Annotated in this window: 23 protein-coding genes; all 23 read left to right on the top strand. The window is 39.9% G+C overall.

Annotation, left to right across the window (positions count from 1 at the left end; all coding sequences use genetic code 11):
• The first annotated feature begins 1 nt into the window (after window position 1).
• Window positions 2-2,050, top strand: coding sequence for an ATP-dependent DNA helicase RecG (gene recG / locus A8L44_RS01600; RefSeq protein WP_066100556.1), 2,049 nt, complete (start codon window positions 2-4; stop codon window positions 2,048-2,050).
• Window positions 2,051-2,152: 102 nt separating this feature from the next.
• Window positions 2,153-2,737 (top strand): transcription factor FapR, encoded by a 585-nt coding sequence (fapR, locus tag A8L44_RS01595; RefSeq protein ID WP_066100552.1) that lies wholly within the window; start codon window positions 2,153-2,155, stop codon window positions 2,735-2,737.
• Window positions 2,734-3,711, top strand: a complete 978-nt coding sequence (gene plsX, locus A8L44_RS01590) for a phosphate acyltransferase PlsX (protein WP_066100545.1) — start codon at window positions 2,734-2,736, stop codon at window positions 3,709-3,711. The genes fapR and plsX overlap by 4 nt, the downstream gene beginning before the upstream one ends.
• A 49-nt stretch (window positions 3,712-3,760) precedes the next feature.
• Window positions 3,761-4,720: an ACP S-malonyltransferase gene (fabD, locus tag A8L44_RS01585; protein ID WP_066100539.1), complete on the top strand. Its 960-nt coding sequence runs from the start codon at window positions 3,761-3,763 to the stop codon at window positions 4,718-4,720.
• Complete coding sequence (gene fabG / locus A8L44_RS01580; RefSeq protein WP_066100536.1) at window positions 4,713-5,459, top strand: 3-oxoacyl-[acyl-carrier-protein] reductase; 747 nt, start codon at window positions 4,713-4,715, stop codon at window positions 5,457-5,459. Before fabD ends, fabG begins: the two co-directional genes overlap by 8 nt.
• A 73-nt stretch (window positions 5,460-5,532) precedes the next feature.
• Window positions 5,533-5,766: an acyl carrier protein gene (locus tag A8L44_RS01575; protein ID WP_066100531.1), complete on the top strand. Its 234-nt coding sequence runs from the start codon at window positions 5,533-5,535 to the stop codon at window positions 5,764-5,766.
• A 169-nt stretch (window positions 5,767-5,935) separates the two neighbouring features.
• Window positions 5,936-6,661 (top strand): ribonuclease III, encoded by a 726-nt coding sequence (gene rnc, locus A8L44_RS01570; RefSeq protein WP_066100529.1) that lies wholly within the window; start codon window positions 5,936-5,938, stop codon window positions 6,659-6,661.
• A 42-nt stretch (window positions 6,662-6,703) separates the two neighbouring features.
• Window positions 6,704-10,273, top strand: a complete 3,570-nt coding sequence (gene smc / locus A8L44_RS01565; RefSeq protein ID WP_066102288.1) for a chromosome segregation protein SMC — start codon at window positions 6,704-6,706, stop codon at window positions 10,271-10,273.
• 13 nt (window positions 10,274-10,286) lie between these two features.
• The gene (gene ftsY, locus A8L44_RS01560) at window positions 10,287-11,276 is read left to right on the top strand and encodes a signal recognition particle-docking protein FtsY (RefSeq protein ID WP_066100527.1); all 990 of its coding nucleotides are present in this window, start codon (window positions 10,287-10,289) and stop codon (window positions 11,274-11,276) included.
• A gap of 353 nt (window positions 11,277-11,629) precedes the next feature.
• Window positions 11,630-11,968, top strand: coding sequence for a putative DNA-binding protein (locus tag A8L44_RS01555; RefSeq protein ID WP_066100523.1), 339 nt, complete (start codon window positions 11,630-11,632; stop codon window positions 11,966-11,968).
• 11 nt (window positions 11,969-11,979) lie between these two features.
• On the top strand, window positions 11,980-13,326 hold the full coding sequence (ffh, locus tag A8L44_RS01550; protein ID WP_066100520.1) for a signal recognition particle protein: 1,347 nt from the start codon (window positions 11,980-11,982) through the stop codon (window positions 13,324-13,326).
• Window positions 13,327-13,421: 95 nt separating this feature from the next.
• Window positions 13,422-13,694 (top strand): 30S ribosomal protein S16, encoded by a 273-nt coding sequence (gene rpsP, locus A8L44_RS01545; protein ID WP_066100518.1) that lies wholly within the window; start codon window positions 13,422-13,424, stop codon window positions 13,692-13,694.
• Window positions 13,695-13,708: 14 nt separating this feature from the next.
• The gene (locus A8L44_RS01540; protein ID WP_066100515.1) at window positions 13,709-13,939 is read left to right on the top strand and encodes a KH domain-containing protein; all 231 of its coding nucleotides are present in this window, start codon (window positions 13,709-13,711) and stop codon (window positions 13,937-13,939) included.
• Window positions 13,940-14,725: 786 nt separating this feature from the next.
• Window positions 14,726-15,112 (top strand): YlqD family protein, encoded by a 387-nt coding sequence (locus A8L44_RS01535; RefSeq protein ID WP_066102285.1) that lies wholly within the window; start codon window positions 14,726-14,728, stop codon window positions 15,110-15,112.
• 16 nt (window positions 15,113-15,128) lie between these two features.
• The gene (rimM, locus tag A8L44_RS01530) at window positions 15,129-15,647 is read left to right on the top strand and encodes a ribosome maturation factor RimM (RefSeq protein ID WP_066102282.1); all 519 of its coding nucleotides are present in this window, start codon (window positions 15,129-15,131) and stop codon (window positions 15,645-15,647) included.
• Window positions 15,647-16,387 carry a tRNA (guanosine(37)-N1)-methyltransferase TrmD gene (gene trmD, locus A8L44_RS01525; RefSeq protein ID WP_066100512.1) on the top strand — a complete coding sequence of 247 codons (741 nt, stop codon included), beginning with the start codon at window positions 15,647-15,649 and terminating at the stop codon, window positions 16,385-16,387. The genes rimM and trmD overlap by 1 nt, the downstream gene beginning before the upstream one ends.
• A gap of 135 nt (window positions 16,388-16,522) precedes the next feature.
• On the top strand, window positions 16,523-16,867 hold the full coding sequence (gene rplS, locus A8L44_RS01520; protein ID WP_066100509.1) for a 50S ribosomal protein L19: 345 nt from the start codon (window positions 16,523-16,525) through the stop codon (window positions 16,865-16,867).
• A 140-nt stretch (window positions 16,868-17,007) separates the two neighbouring features.
• Window positions 17,008-17,565: a signal peptidase I gene (gene lepB, locus A8L44_RS01515; protein ID WP_066100505.1), complete on the top strand. Its 558-nt coding sequence runs from the start codon at window positions 17,008-17,010 to the stop codon at window positions 17,563-17,565.
• Window positions 17,566-17,584: 19 nt separating this feature from the next.
• Window positions 17,585-18,448: a ribosome biogenesis GTPase YlqF gene (gene ylqF / locus A8L44_RS01510; protein WP_066100502.1), complete on the top strand. Its 864-nt coding sequence runs from the start codon at window positions 17,585-17,587 to the stop codon at window positions 18,446-18,448.
• Between the two features lie 81 nt (window positions 18,449-18,529).
• Window positions 18,530-19,300, top strand: coding sequence for a ribonuclease HII (locus tag A8L44_RS01505; RefSeq protein ID WP_066100499.1), 771 nt, complete (start codon window positions 18,530-18,532; stop codon window positions 19,298-19,300).
• Between the two features lie 168 nt (window positions 19,301-19,468).
• Window positions 19,469-19,666, top strand: a complete 198-nt coding sequence (locus A8L44_RS01500; protein ID WP_139063785.1) for a hypothetical protein — start codon at window positions 19,469-19,471, stop codon at window positions 19,664-19,666.
• On the top strand, window positions 19,660-20,796 hold the full coding sequence (locus tag A8L44_RS01495; RefSeq protein WP_066100487.1) for a hypothetical protein: 1,137 nt from the start codon (window positions 19,660-19,662) through the stop codon (window positions 20,794-20,796). Before A8L44_RS01500 ends, A8L44_RS01495 begins: the two co-directional genes overlap by 7 nt.
• On the top strand, window positions 20,793-21,062 hold the full coding sequence (locus A8L44_RS01490; protein ID WP_066100482.1) for an EscU/YscU/HrcU family type III secretion system export apparatus switch protein: 270 nt from the start codon (window positions 20,793-20,795) through the stop codon (window positions 21,060-21,062). Before A8L44_RS01495 ends, A8L44_RS01490 begins: the two co-directional genes overlap by 4 nt.
• Window positions 21,063-21,092: the final 30 nt, after the last annotated feature.

Genomic DNA, 21,092 nt, shown 5'->3' with positions numbered 1-21,092 from the left:
AATGAGTAGACTAAATGATTTATCAGTAGATACAGTAAAGGGGATAGGACCTGAATCCGCTCTGCAGCTTAATAATCTTGGCATTTATACAGTTGCGGATTTGCTTGAATATTTTCCGTATCGCTATGAAGATTTTCGAATTAAAGATATCGTGGAAGCAGCCCATGATGAACGTCTAACGATTGAGGGTGTTATTCAATCAGCCCCAAATTTAACCTATTTCGGACGAAAAAAATCCCGCTTAAATGTTAAACTTTTAACGGGACGCCACATTATTACTGTTACATTCTTCAATCAACCCTATATGAAAAACAAATTAAAACTGAATGAAACGATAACGGTAACAGGGAAATGGGATAAAAACCGTTTAACCCTGACGGCATCTGAATATAAACTGGGTTCAGAGGCGAGGGAACAGGAATTTGAACCAGTTTATCATACAAAAGGTGATATCTCTGTCAAATCACTGCGCAAATGGATTAAAAATGCGTATCTTGCTCATAGAGAAGATCTTGTAGAAATTTTACCTGAACATTATCTTACCCAATATAAATTACCGGAAAGAGGTCTTGCTTTACGTTACTTGCATTTTCCTCAGAACGCCGCTGAAGTAAAGCATGCACACAGGAGATTTGTCTACGAGGAATTTTTATTGTTTCAAATTAAAATGCAGGCCCTTAGGAAAGTTAAAAGGGAAAATTCAAATGGACAGTCTCATATGTACGATAATACGAAATTGAAGAAGTTTATCGCTTCTTTACCATTTGAGCTGACAGATGCTCAAAAAAAGGTCGTAAATGAAATTGCGCAGGATTTACGGTCTCCTTATCGTATGAATCGACTGCTCCAGGGGGATGTTGGTTCTGGAAAAACGGTAGTGGCAGCAATCCTTCTTTATGCTGTAGTGACTGCCGGGTATCAAGGCGCCTTAATGGTACCGACTGAAATTTTGGCAGAGCAGCATGCCAATTCCCTGTTTGAACTTCTGCAGCCCTTTGGTGTAAATGTAGCTCTGCTAACATCGAGTGTGAAGGGAAAACGCCGGAGAGAAATGATGGAGATGCTTGAACAAGGTGAAATCGATATATTAATAGGAACACATGCTTTAATACAAAAGGATGTTAATTTCAAACACGTCGGCCTTGTCATTACAGATGAACAACATCGGTTTGGTGTGGAGCAACGTCGTATATTGAGGGAAAAAGGGGAGAGTCCCGATGTATTATTCATGACCGCTACGCCTATTCCCAGAACTCTTGCGATAACGGTGTTTGGTGAAATGGATGTATCAATCATTGATCAAATGCCATCTGGAAGGAAAAAGATAGAAACGTATTGGGCCAAGCATAATATGTTAGACAGAATTCTGGCATTTATGAGCAAGGAATTGGACAATGGACGGCAGGCATATGTGATTTGTCCACTGATTGAGGAATCAGAAAAGCTGGATTTGCAAAATGTATTGGATGTTCATACGGCTATGACACAGTATTTTAGCCCGAAATATTCTGTTGGGCTTATGCATGGTAAGCTCCATTCAGATGAAAAGGATGAAATCATGCGCGGTTTCGGAAATAATGATATTCAAGTCCTCGTATCAACGACCGTCGTGGAAGTGGGGGTGAATGTGCCTAATGCGACTGTGATGGTGATTTATGATGCCGAAAGATTTGGTTTGTCGCAGCTTCATCAATTAAGAGGCCGTGTAGGACGGGGTGCAGAACAATCCTATTGTATCTTAATAGCAGACCCAAAAACAGAGGTGGGAATTGAACGGTTGAATGCAATGTGCGATACAACTGATGGTTTCGCATTGAGTGAGAAGGATTTAGAGTTAAGAGGACCAGGGGACTTTTTTGGCAGAAAGCAGAGTGGGGTACCTGAATTTAAGATAGCAGACATGGTGCATGACTACCGCGCGCTTGAAACGGCCAGGAAGGATGCTGAAGAATTAATTTCCGGAAATGAATTCTGGACTGACGAAAAGTATAAATATCTAAGAGATTATCTGGCTGGCTCTGGGGTTCTAGAGGGAGAGAAATTAGATTGATTAACAGATTGCATGATAACCCGAAAAATTCTTGCAATCTGGTTTTTTAAATTATATACTACTATTAGTACCTAGTCATAATACTTCGGAAGGTGAAGGTTTTTGAAAAGAAACAAGAAGGATAGACAAGCTATATTAAAGGATATGATACAGGATAATCCTTTTATTACCGATGAGGAATTGGCTGAACAATTAAAGGTTAGTATCCAAACGATTCGTCTGGATCGCCTCGAACTATCCATCCCGGAATTGAGAGAAAGAATAAAGTCTGTCGCCGAGAAAAGAATGACAGACGAGATTAAATCTTTACCTGTTGATGAAATAATCGGGGATATTATTGATCTTGATTTAGATAACAGTGCTATTTCCTTGTTGGATATAAAACCTGAACATGTATTTAAGAGAAATAAAATAGCCAGAGGGCATCATTTATTCGCACAAGCCAATTCATTGGCCGTTGCGGTAACTAATGAGGAACTGGCGTTAACAGCAAAAGCTGCCATCCACTTCACAAAATCTGTGTATGAAGGCGATCGTGTGATTGCCAAAGCCAAAGTTATTGAAGTGGATAACGATAAAGGAAGATCCCTGATTACTGTGCATAGCTATGTAGGTAAGGAGCTTGTATTTAAAGGGGAGTTTTCCATGTACCGAACGACTACAGAGAAAAAGGATGAACAAGAATGAAAATTGCATTAGATGCTATGGGTGGAGACCACGGACCAAAAGAGTCTGTGAAAGGCGCAGAAAAAGCGATTAACTCTTTCCCGGAACTAGAAATTATGCTTATTGGCGATGAAGCTGAAATTAAAAAGCATTTAACTTCAGATGAACGGATAACCATTATCCATACGAATGAGGTTATAACTGGTGATGATGAACCGGTAAGAGCCGTGCGAAGAAAGAAAAATGCCTCTATGGTACTTGCTGCTCAGTATGTAAAAGATGGACAGGCCGATGCGTGCATCTCAGCAGGAAATACGGGAGCTCTAATGGCCGCAGGTCTCTTTGTGGTTGGAAGAATTGATGGAATTGATCGACCTGCACTTAGCCCAACATTACCGACAATTGATGGAAAAGGATTTGTTCTGTTGGATGTGGGAGCCAATGCTGATGCGAAGCCGGAGCATCTTTACCAATATGGCTTGATGGGGTCTGTTTATGCTGAGAAGGTCCGCAATATTGAAAAACCGCGAGTTGGTTTATTGAATATTGGTACCGAGGATAAAAAAGGAAATGAGCTTACCAAGCAGGCATTTGCTTTATTGAAGGATGCTGACTTTAATTTTATCGGTAATGTGGAAGCTCGGGATTTGTTAAATGGAGTAGCTGATGTTGTCGTAACCGACGGGTTTACCGGAAACATGGTTTTAAAAACAACTGAAGGTACGGCTTCTGCTTTATTTAAAATGTTAAAAGAAGCGATGATGGTCGATCTAAAGAGCAAACTGGCCGCAGCTGTTTTAAAGCCAGGGTTTAAAGAACTGAAAAATAAGCTGGATTACTCTGAATACGGTGGTGCAGGTCTATTTGGATTAAAAGCTCCTGTCATAAAAGCACATGGTTCCTCAGATGCAAATGCATTCTATAATGCCATTCGTCAGGCGAAAATCATGGTAGAACATCATGTTGCAGAAACGATTCATGAGGCAATAAAATAAACGAAGAAAAGGGAACGAATGTAAGGGGACGAATAGTAAGGGGGATATGATGACTAAATTTGCTTTTATTTTTCCGGGTCAGGGCTCACAAACTGTAGGTATGGGAAAAGATGCTTACGACAATTATCAAAATGTGAAAAATCTCTTTTTAAAAGCAGATGAATGCTTGGCTGAAGAGTTCAGTAAGCTTATTTTCGAAGGACCGCAAGAGAAATTGACACGTACATACAATGCTCAGCCGAGTCTGTTAATTACAAGTTTAGCGCTTCTTAGCGTATTTCGTGAAATGTCTGATTTAAAACCTGATTATATGGCAGGCCACAGCCTGGGTGAATATACGGCTTATGCTGCAGCTGGGTCCATTCAATACGAGGATGCGGTAAAACTCGTACGAAATCGAGGCTTATATATGGAGCAGGCTGTTCCATCTGGGATAGGCACGATGAGTGCTATTCTTGGTATGGATGAGTCAAGTCTAGAAGAAGTAACGAAAACGATAACGAATCAAGGTGAACCTGTACAATTAGCAAACTTAAATTCCCCAGGCCAAATTATTATCTCTGGAACAATGGATGGGGTAAGATTGGCAGGAGAGCTTGCAAAGGAAAAAGGAGCAAAGAGAGTGCTTCCCCTGGAAGTCAGCGGTCCTTTTCACTCTTCGTTGATGAAACCCGCAGCGAGTAAGCTTGCGGATACACTCAATACAATAGAAATTAGGACTCCTGATTATCCAATCATATCGAACTATACGGGAACCCTAGCTGGAACAGGTAATGAAATAAAAGACAGTCTGGTCAAACAGCTGTATTCTCCAGTGAAATGGCAGCAATCTGTTGAGTATATGATTCATGAAGGTGTGACAACCTTTATCGAATTTGGTCCTGGAACTGTTCTTTCAGGCCTAGTTAAGAAAATCAACCGCGGTGTTAAAGTATACTCAGTCAAAGATATTGAATCATGTAAAAATGTGGTCAGTTCACTTGATGCGGAGGTTAAAGCAAATGGGTAAATTGGATGGGAAAATTGCGCTTGTGACGGGCGCATCTAGAGGAATCGGTCGTGCCATTGCTATTGCTCTGGCAAAAGAAGGGGCTTCAGTTGCTGTTAATTATGCCGGGAACAGCGAAAAAGCTGAAAATGTTGTTAAAGAAATAACGGAGATTGGCAGAGAAGCAATATCCATCCAGGGGGATGTGACAAATGCTGAGTCTGTTACTGATATGGTGAAAATTGTAACTGAAAAATTTGGCAAGATTGATATTTTGATAAATAATGCAGGAATCACACGTGACAATTTGTTGATCCGTATGAAGGAAGATGATTGGGATTCTGTCATCAATACAAACTTAAAAGGTGTTTTCCTTTGTACAAAAGCTGTATCCAGGCAAATGATGAAGCAAAGGCAGGGACGGATTATTAATATTTCGTCTGTGGTGGGTGTGAGCGGAAATGCCGGTCAGGCCAATTATGTAGCTGCTAAATCAGGAGTCATAGGGTTAACCAAAACATCGGCTAAAGAATTGGCAACACGTGGGATTACTGTAAATGCGATTGCCCCTGGATTTATTGAAACAGATATGACCAATGCATTAACGGAGAATGTTGGAGAGCAAATGTTGAAGCAAATACCATTGGGCCGATTTGGTAAGCCGGAAGACGTGGCTAAAACAGCTGTTTTCCTGGCTGCGGAAGATTCCGGATATATTACTGGCCAAACGATTCATGTCGATGGCGGAATGGTTATGTAATAACTCAAAGATTGAATATGTCGATTAACCCTTGTACAATATACTAGATGCAATCTTGAAGGGAGGTGAAGTTGTGTCAGACGTATTAGAGAAAGTATCTAAAATAATCGTAGATCGCCTTGGTGTAGATGAATCCGAAGTAACACTTGAAGCTTCTTTTAAAGATGATCTTGGTGCTGATTCCCTTGATGTTGTGGAATTGGTTATGGAACTTGAAGATGAATTCGGTATGGAAATTTCAGATGATGATGCTGAAAAAATTTCAACAGTTGGCGATGCTGTGAACTACATAAAAAGCCAAAACTAATTAGTTCTTATGAAAAGCTCCGTATAAATACGGGGCTTTTCATGCTATTATAATAAAAGTCTGTATATATCAAAGAATTTCGTTATCAATTTGTACCTTTTCCAATTCTTTGGATTTATATATACTAAAATGTGAGAAACTTTTTAGTCAGATTTAGCAGGGGGTCAATATGCAGAAGAGTAAAAGAAAGATAAACAATGATGCAGATTTTATCGCATTTCAGGATCGGCTTGGTGTTTCATTTGAAAACATCAATTTATTAAAACAAGCATTTACACATTCATCCTATGTGAATGAGCATCGTCGCAAGCCATATGAAGATAACGAACGATTGGAATTTTTGGGGGATGCGGTATTGGAATTGACTGTATCACAATTTTTATACAAAAAATTCAATACGATGAGTGAAGGAGAATTAACAAAGCTTAGAGCTGCTATCGTTTGTGAGCCTTCACTTGTTAAGTTTGCCACTGAATATTCCTTTGGTCCTTTAATATTACTTGGAAAAGGGGAAGAAATGACTGGAGGAAGGGAACGTCCGGCTCTTCTGGCAGATGTCTTTGAGGCTTTTATCGGGGCATTATATTTAGACCAGGGGTTAGATGTCGTAATTGAGTTCCTCAAAAAATCAGTCTATCCAAAAATAGATAACGGTGCTTTTTCTCATGTGATGGATTTTAAGAGCCAGTTACAGGAATTGGTTCAGAAAGACGGAATTGGTACATTGGAATACAAAATTCTTAATGAAAAAGGTCCTGCACACAACAGAGAATTTATCGCCAGAGTATCCTTGAATGGGAAGGAATTTGGAGCAGGTAAGGGCAAATCGAAAAAAGAAGCAGAACAACATGCTGCGCAGCAAGCATTGATGCACTTGCAGAAAAGCAGTAAATAAATGATTAAAAGGCAGTTGGGTACCATGTCAGAAGATAAACAATTGTTTTTGAAACGATTGGATATAGTAGGTTTCAAATCTTTTGCTGAACGCATTTCCGTTGAATTTGTTTCGGGTGTAACTGCTGTAGTAGGTCCGAATGGAAGCGGAAAAAGCAATATCACAGATTCAATCCGTTGGGTGTTGGGTGAACAATCTGCAAAATCGTTGAGGGGCTCCAAAATGGAGGATATTATTTTTGCTGGAAGTGACTCCAGAAAGGCTCTTAACTTTGCAGAGGTTACACTTACATTAAATAATGAAAGTCAGTTCCTTCCGATTGATTTCCATGAAGTTAGTGTCACAAGAAGGGTGACCCGTTCTGGTGACAGTGACTTTTTCATTAATAAAAAACCATGTCGTTTGAAAGACATCGTTGATTTATTCATGGATTCAGGACTTGGGAAGGAAGCTTTTTCAATTATAAGCCAAGGGAAAGTAGAAGAGATTTTAAGCAGTAAAGCGGAGGAACGCCGCACTATATTTGAAGAAGCAGCTGGTGTATTAAAATATAAAACAAGGAAGAAGAAAGCGGAGGTTAAGCTTGAGGAAACAAGGGCTAACCTGAACCGTGTTCATGATATTTTACATGAACTGGAGGGACAGGTGGAGCCACTCAAGATACAGGCATCCATTGCCCGCGATTATCTTCAGCAAAAAGAGGAACTTGAGGAATTTGAAGCTGCCTTGCTTGTATATGAAATTGAAGTCCTTCACGAAAAATGGACTTCATTATCAAAGCAGCTTGAAGAGCATCAAATAAAGGATTCTGAATTCAGTTTATTAATTCAGAAAAAGGAATCCGCAGTAGAAGCGACTCGCTTGCAGTTGACTGAGCTAGATAATCGTATTCAGTCTTTACAGTCTACTTTGTTATCTGTCAGTGAAGAACTTGAAAAGGTAGAAGGCCGTAAACAAGTTTTAATTGAAAGAATGAAGAATGCAAGCCAAAACAAGCAGCATCTTGAAAAAAGTCTGCAAAACTGGCGAGATAAATTGATTCAGGTCTCACGTATCCGAGATGAAAAAGTGGGTACATTGCATCTTCTTCAGGCAGAAACGAAAAACTTTAAACAAAAATTACAGGAAAAACAAAATTTGCTTAGTAACTTTGCGGGAGACCTGGAAGCTAAAATTGATGCTCTGAAAAGTGAGTATATTGAACAGTTAAACCAACAGGCTGCGGCGAAACATGAGCTGACCTATTTAGAACAGCAATTAAGCCAACAGCAAAGTAAGCATGCAAAATTAAATCTTGATAATGGGAAATTATTGTCTTCTAGGGAACAGGTGACGGCTCGCTTGAAAGAAACGGAAATCCGACTCCATGCCGTTCAGCAGGATCTAGAGAATCAAATTTATCGTTATCGTGAATTACAGCATTCGCATGAAAATTTAAAAACCCAATATGAAAAACAGGAAAAAACTCTTTATCAGGCATATCAATATTTGCAAAAAGCAAAATCAAGAAAAGAAATGCTTGAAGAAATGGAAGAGGATTACTCCGGATTTTTCCAGGGTGTAAAAGAAATTCTTAAAGAAAAGAATAAAAACTTACATGGAATTGAAGGCGCTATTGCTGAATTACTTAATGTGCCGAAGGATTATGCGGTTGCCATTGAGACTGCTCTGGGTGGAGCCCTGCAAAATATTGTGGTGGAAGAAGAACATCATGCACGTACAGCGATTGCTTTCTTAAAACGCAATCGACTTGGAAGAGCTACGTTCTTGCCTTTATCCACAATAAAAGGTAAGTCTGTCCCATCTCAGGTTTTACAGACTGCTGGGTCTCATCAGGCTTTTATTGGGCTTGCTTCTAATCTTGTTCAGTATGATGAGAAGTATAAAGAAGTCATGACGAGTCTTTTGGGAAATGTTTTTATTGTTCAGGATTTGGTCGGAGCTAATGAAATCGCAAAGCTTACAGGATATCGATATAGAATTGTTACCCTGGAAGGGGATATTGTCAGTCCAGGTGGAGCAATGACAGGTGGAGCGAACAGACAGTCGGGTTCATCTATTCTTTCACGTAAGGGAGAAAAAGAGGAGCTTGTTGAAAAAATCGCCCAAATGGACGAGCAGACAGCCAAGCTGGAAGCTCATGTAAAGAAAATAAAAGCCGATTTGGCTGATTCTGAGAAACAAGTCACCCGTCTTCGTGAAGCTGGTGAAACGCTTCGTTTGAATGAAGAATCTATTAAAGGGCAAATAAGAGAGCTGCAGCTTGAAGAACGCAATGTCAATGAACGATTAACGATTTATGATATGGAAAAATCGTCACTTGATGAAGAACGCCATATGAAAGAAAGTCGTATAAAGGAATTGGTAAACAGTCTCTCCTCCTATGAACAATCCATTAAACAAATGGATGCTGATATTAGCAGGTATACCGAGCAAAAGCAGATGGATCAATCTAGCAAGGACTCCCTTGTAGAGGAATTGAATGAATTAAAGATTCAATTAGCATCAAAAACCGAACAGCTTCAGCATCAGCAAAATGAAGTAGAACGGTTGACATCAGAATTAAATGAGGTAAAACAAAACATTCGTGATAATGAAGAAGATCTTTCCCTGTTAAATGGTGAAATGTCATCAAGCTCCACGGGTGAAACAAATCTGGAACAAACTGCAGCAGAGAAGCTAGAACAAAAAGAACAAGCGGTTCGTGAAATTGAAGCTTCACGAGCAAAGCGACAGGAACTATTAGAGCTTGTTGAAGAAAATGAAATGGAACTAAAAGAGTGGAAACGCCAGCATAGAGGGTTATCAGAAACATTAAAAGACGAAGAAATCAAACTCAATCGTTTAGATGTGGAAATGGATACCCGTTTGGATACGCTTCGCGAGGAATATACACTCACCTTTGAAGCAGCTAAAGAACAATATCCACTTACGATTGAACCTGAAGAAGCAAAACGGAAAGTGAAATTAATTAAGCTTTCTATCGAAGAGCTTGGTACAGTGAATATTGGTGCGATTGAAGAATATGATCGCGTTTCGGAGCGATATGAATTTTTAACAGCTCAAAGAGATGATTTGCAGGAAGCAAAAGATACATTGTTTGATGTGATTGATGAAATGGATGAAGAAATGAAGCGCCGTTTCGAGATTACCTTTAATGCAATTAAAAAAGAATTTAATTTGGTGTTCCCTTCCCTGTTTGGCGGGGGTCGAGCAGAGCTCAAGTTGACAGATCCAGAGGACATACTAAATACCGGTGTGGATATCATTGCACAGCCTCCTGGTAAAAAGCTGCAAAATCTCAGTTTATTATCAGGTGGGGAACGTGCACTAACAGCCATCGCTCTCTTGTTCGCTATTTTACGCGTAAGACCGGTTCCGTTTTGTATATTGGATGAAGTGGAAGCGGCGCTTGATGAAGCAAACGTGTACCGTTTCAGCCAATACTTAAAGCAATTCAGTAAAGAAACGCAATTTATCGTAATCACGCACCGCAAGGGAACAATGGAAGAAGCGGACGTCCTGTATGGTGTTACCATGCAGGAATCAGGAGTTTCGAAGCTTGTTTCTGTCCGGTTAGAGGAATCAAAGGAATTAATTGAATCAACTTAAAGGTGGTAAATACATGAGTTTTTTTAAGAAGCTAAAAGAAAAATTTAGTGAACAAACAACTAGTACATCTGAAAAGTTTAAACAGGGATTGACTAAAACAAGAAATTCATTTTCCGAAAAGGTCAATGATTTAGTTGCCCGCTACAGAGAAGTGGATGAAGACTTTTTTGAAGAGCTTGAAGATGTCATGATTCAGGCGGATATCGGTGTTGAAACCGTAATGGAATTGATTGATAAGCTGAAATTTGAAGTGAAACGCCGCAATATAAAAGATACAAAAGATGTACGAAGCGTTATATCTGAGAAGCTTGTTGAAATTTATCAGGCTGGTGAGGAGAAATCCAATGCTGTAAACATTCAGGAAGATCAACTGACAGTTATTCTGTTTGTAGGTGTGAATGGTGTGGGTAAAACGACAACGATTGGAAAACTTGCTCATAAATATAAGAGTGAGGGTAAGAAGGTCCTTTTGGCAGCGGGAGATACTTTCCGTGCCGGTGCGATTGAACAATTAGAAGTATGGGGCAATCGGGTTGGTGTAGAGGTCATTAAGCAGGGAGCAGGTTCAGATCCAGCTGCTGTTATGTTTGATGCTGTGCAGGCTGCTAAATCACGTAAAGCGGATATCCTTCTATGTGACACAGCAGGAAGACTTCAAAACAAGGTTAACCTTATGAAAGAGCTTGAAAAGGTTAAGAAGGTTATTGAACGGGAAGTACCGGGTGCGCCGCATGAAGTGTTGTTGGTTCTCGATGCCACCACTGGACAGAATGCGTTAATTCAAACCAAAACATTTAAGGAAGCCACAGATGTTTCCGGGATTGTATTAACAAAGCTAGATGGAACAGCGAAAGGCGGAATTGTCATTGCCATTCGCAATGAGCTCGGCATTCCAGTTAAATTCGCTGGCCTGGGTGAGCAAATGGATGATTTACAGGAATTCGATGCAGAACAATTTGTATATGGATTATTTGCCGAGTTAGTAGATGAAGCAGAAGAGTAAACCATTATTTTGAAGGGAAGAGCCTGTGTTTATACGGGCTCTTTTCTCTTTTACGGAGTCTATGTCGTAATTTTAGAGGATTTTTAGACAGGGATAATCATTCGGGAAAAGGCAGTTGGTTCGAAAGGAGCAAGGATAGAAGAGATTTACCATTGGCGTCACCTTAGATGAATCTATCTTTTTAAATAAAAACTGCGCTCTTTTGCATGTGTTTTTAAAACTGAAATATGACAGTAAAGCATTGGTAATACAAGCCTTGCCTCTTCAGGAAAGGGTTCTTGACATTCTTTGATTTTCCGATTAAACTTGTATATTGTAAAGGTATTTCACTTAACAGAGTTGGAGGGTCAGTAATGCTCGAGAAAACAATGCGGATGAATTACCTATATGACTTCTATCAATCATTGCTGACACCAAAGCAAAAAAGTTATATGTCTCTTTATTATCTGGACGATTATTCCCTGGGTGAAATTGCCGATGAATATGAGGTGAGCCGCCAGGCCGTTTATGATAATATTAAGCGAACAGAAGCGATGCTTGAAGAATACGAGGCTAAGCTTTTACTGTTTTATAAATCACAGGAACGCAGCCTTTTGCTCAATAAGTTAGGAAGTTTAACAGAACAGATGAATGAAAATGATGTTAAAGAACAACTGATTGAGATTATAGCATCTCTTGAAAAGTTAGATTAGGAGGCGGCATAATGGCATTTGAAGGTTTAGCCGACCGACTGCAGGGCACTTTGCAAAGAATCCGAGGCAAGGGTAAAGTGACGGAAGCTGATGTAAAAGAAATGATGAGAGAAGTAAAGCTCGCACTTCTTGAAGCAGACGTTAACTTTAAAGTAGTTAAGGATTTTATCAAACGTGTCAATGAAAGGGCTATTGGTCAAGAAGTTTTAAAGAGCTTGACACCTGGTCAACAGGTAATCAAGGTCGTTAAGGAAGAATTGACGGAATTAATGGGTGGCGAACAAAGCAAGATTGCTGTTTCAAATCGTCCTCCAACTGTTATCCTTATGGTTGGTTTACAGGGTGCCGGTAAAACAACAACCACAGGTAAACTGGCTAATCTGCTTCGCAAGAAATATAATCGTAAACCAATGCTAGTTGCAGCCGATATTTATCGTCCCGCAGCTATTAAGCAGCTTGAAACTTTAGGTGGTCAGCTCTCTATGCCTGTCTTTTCTTTGGGAGATCAAGTAAGTCCTGTAGAAATTGCCAAGCAAGGGGTTGCCAAAGCTAAAGAAGAGCATTGCGATTATGTTTTAGTCGATACAGCAGGGCGTTTGCATATTGATGAAAATCTGATGGGCGAATTGGCTGAAATTAAAGAAGCTGTAAAACCAGATGAGATTTTCTTAGTTGTAGATGCCATGACAGGACAGGATGCAGTCAATGTAGCTAAAAGCTTTAACGACCAACTCGAAATCACCGGTGTTATTTTAACCAAATTGGATGGAGATACACGCGGTGGTGCAGCATTATCCATTCGTTCAGTAGCTGAAAAACCGATTAAGTTTGTCGGTATGGGTGAAAAGATGGATGCATTAGAGCCATTCCACCCGGAACGAATGGCTTCAAGGATTCTAGGGATGGGCGATGTTCTCACGCTGATTGAGAAGGCCCAAACTGATGTTGATGAGGAGAAAGCACGCGAACTCGAGAAGAAGATGCGTACAAACTCTTTCACATTTGATGATTTCCTCGAACAGCTAGCACAGGTCAAAAAAATGGGACCGCTGGATGACATTTTAAAAATGCTTCCAGGTGCAAACAAAATTAAAGGGATGAACAATCTTTCCATTGATGATAAGCAAATTGCTCATGTTGAGGCAATCATTCAATCAATGACGAAGAAAGAGAAGGATCAGCCTGAAATTATTAATGCCAGCAGACGTAAACGGATTGCTAAAGGAAGCGGAAGACCGATTCAGGAAGTAAACCGACTTCTAAAGCAATTTGAAGACATGAAGAAGTTGATGAAGCAAATGACTGGCATGCAGCAAAAAGGTAAGAAAAAAGGCGGCTTTAAGCTACCTTTTATGTAAAAAAATATGGGTGTTAAGAAAAAACACTTTACAAGGGTATATTGATTTGGTAATATACTATCTTGTGTGATACTATTCGGAGGTGCAAGTATAAAATGGCAGTAAAAATTCGTTTAAAACGTATGGGAGCTAAAAAGACTCCTTTCTATCGTATTGTAGTAGCAGATTCTCGTTCTCCTCGTGACGGTCGTTTCATTGAGACAGTTGGAACTTACAACCCAGTTGCAAACCCAGCTGAAGTGAAAATTGACGAGGAACTTACTTTACAATGGCTTCAAAATGGTGCTAAACCATCTGACACAGTTCGTAACTTGTTGTCAAAAGAAGGCATCATGGAAAAATTCCACAACGCGAAGCAAAGCAAGTAATATAAAGGTCCGTTATGATAGAATTGATTGAAACAATCGTAAAGCCTCTTGTCGATCATCCGGATGACGTGACCGTAGCAATGGATGAACAAGCCAATAAGATTGTTTTTACCCTGTCGGTCAATAAGAAAGACATGGGGAAGGTAATCGGCAAACAGGGGCGTGTAGCTAAAGCTATTCGAACAGTAGTGTATACTGCTGCATCCAAGAATGACAAAAAAGTCTATCTGGAAATACGCGATTGAAAAAAGGAGGGAGCAATCCCTCCTTTTTCTTATATATTCATGCATACTCACTAAGGGCTGAGCAAGAGGGCAAGGAGATGAGGTAACGAAGATGTTGCCACAGGACGTGGCGTTTTTAGTCTTCGTTCCTTGAATTAGGCCCTTCAGCTTTTGGTTGTCATCCAGCTTCATGAGCTAGGAGCTCGGGACATAAGCATAGCCTCTACAGGAGGGCAACAGGATGTTGGACACAAAGACGTTGCGACACGATGTGGCGTTCTTAGTCTTTGTACCTTACCCCCCCTTCCGAGCCTCTGTCTTATGCTCCTCACTCCTGGGCGAGCTCTTTCAGCTTTTGGTTGTCATCTAGCTTCGACGGCTAGAAGCTCAGGACATAAGCATGGTCTCTTCGGGAGGGGAGAGCGCCTCCCTCCGAACCCCTGTCTTATGCTCCTCGCTTCTGGGCGAGCCGTCTCAGCTTTTGGTTGTCATCTAGCTTCGGCTCCTAGACCCTCGAGACATAAGTGTAGCCACTGCGGGAGGAAAGGACGCCTCCCTACGTGCCTCCTCTTATGCTTGTCGGGTCTGAACAGTCGCCTCAGCTTTTGGTTGTCATTTATTGTGGTTCGGGATAGTATTAAGTTATGAATTATGAGGGTTTTGGGTTGGTTAAAGTGTGAAGTGTATAATCTATACATAGTACCGTTATTTGAAAGTAGCTATAATGATGATGAGTTGATAAGTTTCAGGATTTCTTCAGTACCGTAATACAATTGGTGGATTGGTATGTATGAAAGAGGTGCCATAATGAAAATACTTCAAAATGTTATAGTGAAACAGGTATTAACTGAGAAGAGTAAAATACAGCTGTTGGAGCAGTTTGAATATAAAAAAAGCGTTTTGAATAAAGAATGTGATCAATTGCGCTTTGAATTAAAGAAGCTGGAAAAAACAAAGAAATTTCAACCCGCAAGCTTAAAAACGCATTTTGAGAAAGAAATCGATATGCGTAAGGAAAAAGTGAAGCTGCTGGACTTTCAAATTCAACAGCTTGATATTCTCCCCTATGGGAGTGAATTAAAGGAACGAGAAGTTCAGGCAATAATTGATGTTGAAGTCGGGCAAAATTGGGAAGAAGTTGTACAAACTAAAACCATCATTATTAAAGATGGAATCATTGATGAATTTAAATAGAGGTGAACAGAAAGAAATGCAAAAATGGTTTAAAGTTGGCAAAATTGTTAATACCCACGGAATAAAAGGCGAGGTCAGGGTTATTTCAAGCACTGATTTCCCGGAAGAACGATATAAAAATGGGAGCACTTTATATATCTTTAAAAAGAGCTCAAATGAGCCTATTGAAGTCACTGTTCAATCTTCAAGACAACACAAAAACTTTTATTTATTGACGTTTGAAGGGCATGGCACGATAGAATCAGTGGAGTCTTATAAAGAAGGCGTATTAAAGATATCAGAGGAACAAATGGGCAGCCTTGATGAAGGGGAATATTATTACCATGAAATCATCGGATGCACAGTACGTACTGCAGATGGTGCCGAATTGGGTGTGGTAAAAGAAATCCTTTCACCTGGAGCAAATGATGTATGGGTCATCAGCGGGAAAAACGGTAAAGAAGTATTGATTCCTTATATTGATGATGTTGTTAAAGAAATTGATGTAGATGCAAAAATGATCTCGATTGATCCGATGGAAGGACTGCTTGATTAATGAGAATCGATATCCTAACCTTATTTCCTGAAATGTTCAGCGGAGTGTTTGGATCCTCCATCCTTAAGAAGGCTGCTGAAAAACAGGCAGTTGAATACCATACCCATAATTTCCGGGAGTATTCAGATAACAAGCATCAATCTGTTGATGATTACCCATATGGCGGTGGGGCAGGAATGGTACTGAAACCTCAGCCGATTTTTGATTGCTTGGAGCAAATCACTCCAAAAGAGCAGAAGAAAAAGCCTCGGGTCATCCTTTTATGTCCACAGGGGGAACGCTATAACCAAGCTAAAGCAGAGGAACTGGCAAAGGAAGATCAGCTTATTTTCGTGTGCGGGCATTACGAAGGGTATGACGAAAGGATACGCGAACATGCGGTAACAGACGAAATATCAATTGGTGATTTCGTATTAACGGGTGGAGAGCTTGGAGCAATGGTGATCATCGATAGTGTAGTGCGGCTATTGCCAGGGGTGCTGGGGAATGAGGATTCACCTGTACTGGATTCATTTAGTTCAGGTCTTTTGGAACACCCTCATTATACGCGTCCGGCTGATTTTCGCGGGATGAAGGTCCCGGATGTTCTCATTTCGGGAAACCATAAATATATTGAGGAATGGAGAAAGAAAGAATCTTTGCGCAGAACCTGGCAAAGGCGTCCGGATTTATTGAATCATTATGATCTGACCAAAGAAGAAAAAAAATGGCTCGAAGAAATAAAAAATGAAGATAGATAGTTGCGCTTTAGGTGTTTTATATGATAAGATACATTTTGTGAGTTAGGCTGTAAAGCCTTGCTTTTATAACAATGTTCCGCTGTCATTATCTCGAGAAGGGGTGGCAAGAGCATTGGGTGGAAGGAGTTGAATACGATGCATAAATTAATCGAAGAAATCACGAAGGATCAATTAAGAACTGATCTTCCTACTTTCCGTTCCGGTGATACTGTAAGAGTACACGTTAAGGTTGTTGAGGGAACTCGTGAACGTATTCAGGTATACGAAGGCGTAGTAATCAAGCGTCGTGGAGGCGGAATCAGTGAAACTTTCACAGTCCGCAAAATTTCCTATGGTGTAGGTGTTGAACGTGCATTCCCATTGCACACACCACGTATCGCTAAATTGGAAGTTATCCGTCGCGGTAAAGTACGTCGTGCTAAGCTTTATTACTTGCGTAACCTACGCGGTAAAGCAGCACGTATTAAAGAAATCCGATAATTACGTGTTTAACGTGAGTGGATACAAGGAGCTTGTGCTGACACAAGCTCCTTTTTCACATTAAACATCAAATTATTGCTTTTTTATGTGAAAAGTATATATTTATACATATATAGAGAAGATATAGGCGGTGTACGAATATGGCTAAGTCTAAAGGGAAAAGTGAAATCCTCGAGTGGGTTAAAGCTTTAGTTATTGCAATAGTATTGGCAGCAATCATCCGATATTTCCTATTTGCACCTATATTGGTTGATGGTTTATCGATGATGCCAACCCTTCATAATGAAAATAGAATGGTAGTCAATAAAATGTCCTATAAAATCGGTGAACCTGAGCGATTTGATATAGTGGTATTTCACGCTACAGAAGAAAAAGATTACATTAAAAGAGTAATTGGCTTACCTGGAGATAAAATAGAATATAAAGATGATACTTTATATATTAATGGCAAGGCATATGAAGAGCCTTACCTGGATGAAGCCAAGGAACAAATGATTGAAGGACCTTTGACAGAACCATTTACACTGGAAGAAATTATTGGCCAGGAAACGGTTCCCGAGGGTGAAGTGTTTGTGATGGGGGATAATCGAAGATACTCGAAAGATAGCCGCCATATTGGAACGATCAAGCAAAGTGAGATTTTGGGCAAAACCAGTCTAGTGTACTGGCCGTTAAAAGAATTTAGAATTGTTGACTAATGACTGAAAAGGTGAAAGTATGACGATACAATGGTTTCCCGGGCATATGGCTAAAGCTCGGCGTGAAGTAACAGAAAAATTAAAGCTGGTAGACATAATATTTGAGCTAGTAGATGCTCGGCTTCCCCAATCATCTAGAAATCCTATGATTGATGAAATTATTCAGCATAAACCGCGGCTGGTGATTTTAAATAAGGCAGATATGGCAGATCAAAGTAAAACAAATCAATGGTTAGCCTATTTCGAAGCTAAGGGAATTAAAGCCGTAGCCGTAAATGCACATCAAGGGACAGGCTTGAAAAGTATTATGGCGGGAGCTCAAGAAGTTCTTAAAGAAAAAATAGAAAAGATGAAATCTAGAGGAATAAAACCACGTGCAATCCGTGCCATGATTGTCGGAATTCCCAATGTTGGGAAGTCTACATTAATAAATAGGCTTGCTGGAAAAAATATTGCCAAAACCGGTAATATGCCAGGTGTGACAAAAGCGCAGCAATGGATTAAAGTTGGTAAGGAGCTTGAACTATTGGACACTCCTGGTATCCTATGGCCGAAGTTTGAGGATCAGGAAGTCGGCTGTAAACTAGCTGTAACAGGAGCTATTAAGGATACCATTTTAAATCTTCATGATATTGCAATCTATGGATTGAAATTTTTGGAGAGGGAATATCCAGCGCGTTTGCTCGATGGGTATAAGCTTGAGGAAATTCCAGAAGAAATTGTGGAAGCCTTTGACCAAGTAGGGAAATTGCGAGGATGTTTAGCTGGCGGTGGCATAGTGGATTATGATAAAACTGCTGAATTGATTATAAGAGATATCCGTACACAAAAATTTGGAAGATTAACGTTTGAATCTCCATTTGAATTGGAATCTGATATATAATAAAAAACTAGAAGGCCCCCTTGTTTGGGGGTCTTTACATTTGTGTGCCAAAACCGATATTAATTAGGAAGGATAGCAGAAATGACGAATTCACTTACCATTTCAGAAATAAAAAATAAGCTTAAAGAGCTAGAAACCATCGAGGATCCGTTTGTTCAGGAATGCCGCAAGGATCAGCGTAAAGGCGTCCAGGTTGCCCTCTCAGGCTTTGAAAGAGCAATTGCCAGGAAAGTAGAGGAAAGACGCCATTTCGACTCCATATCGGTTTTTGAGAACCAACTAAGGGATGAAGGATATCAATATATAGTGGGCATAGACGAAGCTGGCAGAGGGCCGCTTGCTGGTCCTGTAGTAGCAGGGGCTGTGATTTTGCCTGAAAACTTTTATTTAGCCGGCCTTACTGACTCAAAGAAACTCTCTGCTGCAAAAAGAGAGCAATACTACGAGTACATACTGGAAAATGCGCTTGCGGTTGGGGTTGGCATTATACACAGTGAGGAAATCGACAAAATAAATATTTATGAAGCTGCCAAAAAGGCGATGCTTTCAGCAGTGAATCAGTTAAAAGTATTCCCGGAATATGCATTGATAGATGCTATGAAGTTAGATTTGCCTATACCACAGATGTCGCTGATTAAAGGGGATGCCAAGTCTATCTCTATTGCAGCTGCTTCAGTCATTGCCAAAGAAACGAGAGACAGACTTATGAAGGAATATGCAGAAATCTATCCACAATATGGATTTGATAAGCATATGGGGTATGGAACGAGCAGTCATTTAGAAGCTATCGAAAAGTATGGTCCGGTTGATTGGCACAGGATGACATTTGCTCCTTTAAAGAATAATTACTGATAAGAGAGGTGTGATTTTTTGCAGCCTGTCATAAATATAGATTCATAGATCAATAAACTGGCTTATAGCAAGGTATCAACAGGCTTCAGAGATGGCCAAATATTTGCTGGAAAAATCACGAAATTTTATCCTCATAATATGGCGGAAGTTCTCGTAAATGGAACAAAAATGATAGCGAAATTGGATGTATCAGTGGAAGCGCATGTGCGCCAATTATTTCAGGTCAGGCAAACAGAAAATGGTTTGATGCAATTAAAGGTATTGCCTTTTGGCAGTGGAATATCAAAGCCCGATTTGCCCGCTCAACTATTAAGTGCATTCCAGATAAAGGCATCAAGGGCGGGGGAAATCTGGCTGAAATGGTGATTGCCAACCAGCTGGCTGTGACGAAAGATAGCTTTACCAGGGCTTTAAACTGGCTGAATTCAACAGGCGATCCATCAATAGGAATGCCAACCATTAAATTAGCGTACATGAACCAGCTTCCGATACATAAAACTGTGTTGGATGCTCTTTTATCACTGAAAACTGGAGAATCATTAACTAGTATGCTTGATTCCCTGACAAAATATCTTAAGACTTCCGACAATCTAGGTAAATATGCTCATATAATAAATAGATTAGAGGAATTTCTTCAGACAGGTAAGAGGGAAGCCTTTCAAGGGATAGCTATGTCTCTTATGGACGAGAATATGGAAATTTTTCAAAAGGCTGGGTTGATCCTTAAGGAAGGAGAGGTAATTTTATCGAATTCTAGTCATAATAGATTACAGGAATGGATAGAAAGGGTATTTAGTGGAAATAGCACACGTCCCCCTGAACTAACAGCAGAAGAATGGCAAAAGGTTCAGGAAAAAATTTTGAAAAGTGATCTGTTTAGTCATCTTGATAAGAATAACACCTTATATAAAGCGATGAACTCCATCATGCAATCACTAGGAATTAAGGATCAATCAAAACAGCCTGAGACAAGTATAGTAAAGGATACATTGATACAATTGACGGCCGAAAAAACACCCATCCAACTAAAAAACCAGGCTGAAGCCATTCTGACAAGGTTAGCCGCGTTTCAATTATTATCCCAGGAAACCGGACCACTGCAGAATGTATTTATGCAGATTCCAGTTCCCTTAACTTCGGTTAAAGGTGATTTGACATTGCAATGGACTGGTCGAAAACGAGAAGATGGGACAATTGATCCAGCATATTGCCGAATTGTATTTTATTTAGAGCTAGCCCACTTAAAAGAAACCGTTATTGATATGAATATCCAAAACCGGATCATTAGTTTAAAGATATGGACTGGGGAGAAAAAGGAGGCAAATATTGCTGCCAGTTCCCTGGTGACCATACTGAAGGAAAATTTAGAGGAGAAGGGGTATATTCTATCAACTGTAAAAATTGCTGATTTTTCGCAGGAGAAGTCTGTAAGTTCTGAAATAAGTAAATCATATTATCCCTCTTTTGGGTATACCGGGGTTGATTATAAAATATGAAAAAAAGCAGAAAATCTGCCTCTGTTTTAAAATATGAGGAAAATCAGGATGTCTCCCCAAAATTAATAGCTAAGGGAAAAGGTATTGTAGCTGATCATATCTTAAAGGAAGCTGTAAAACATGAGATTCCTGTCCGAAAGGATCCTAGTCTTACAGAATTACTATCACAGCTTGAGATTAATCAATTGATTCCTGAGGAACTTTATCAGGCAGTTGCAGAGGTTTTTGCCTTTATATATAAGGTTGACCATAAAACTAGTAAATAATTTATAGAAAGGGTTTCCTAAGAGATAGAG

The organism is Bacillus sp. FJAT-27986, assembly GCF_001685035.1.
In the GTDB taxonomy this organism is placed as follows: domain Bacteria; phylum Bacillota; class Bacilli; order Bacillales; family Pradoshiaceae; genus Pradoshia.
Note: the sequence above shows the minus strand (reverse complement) of the source record. Positions and strands in the feature narration are given on the sequence as shown.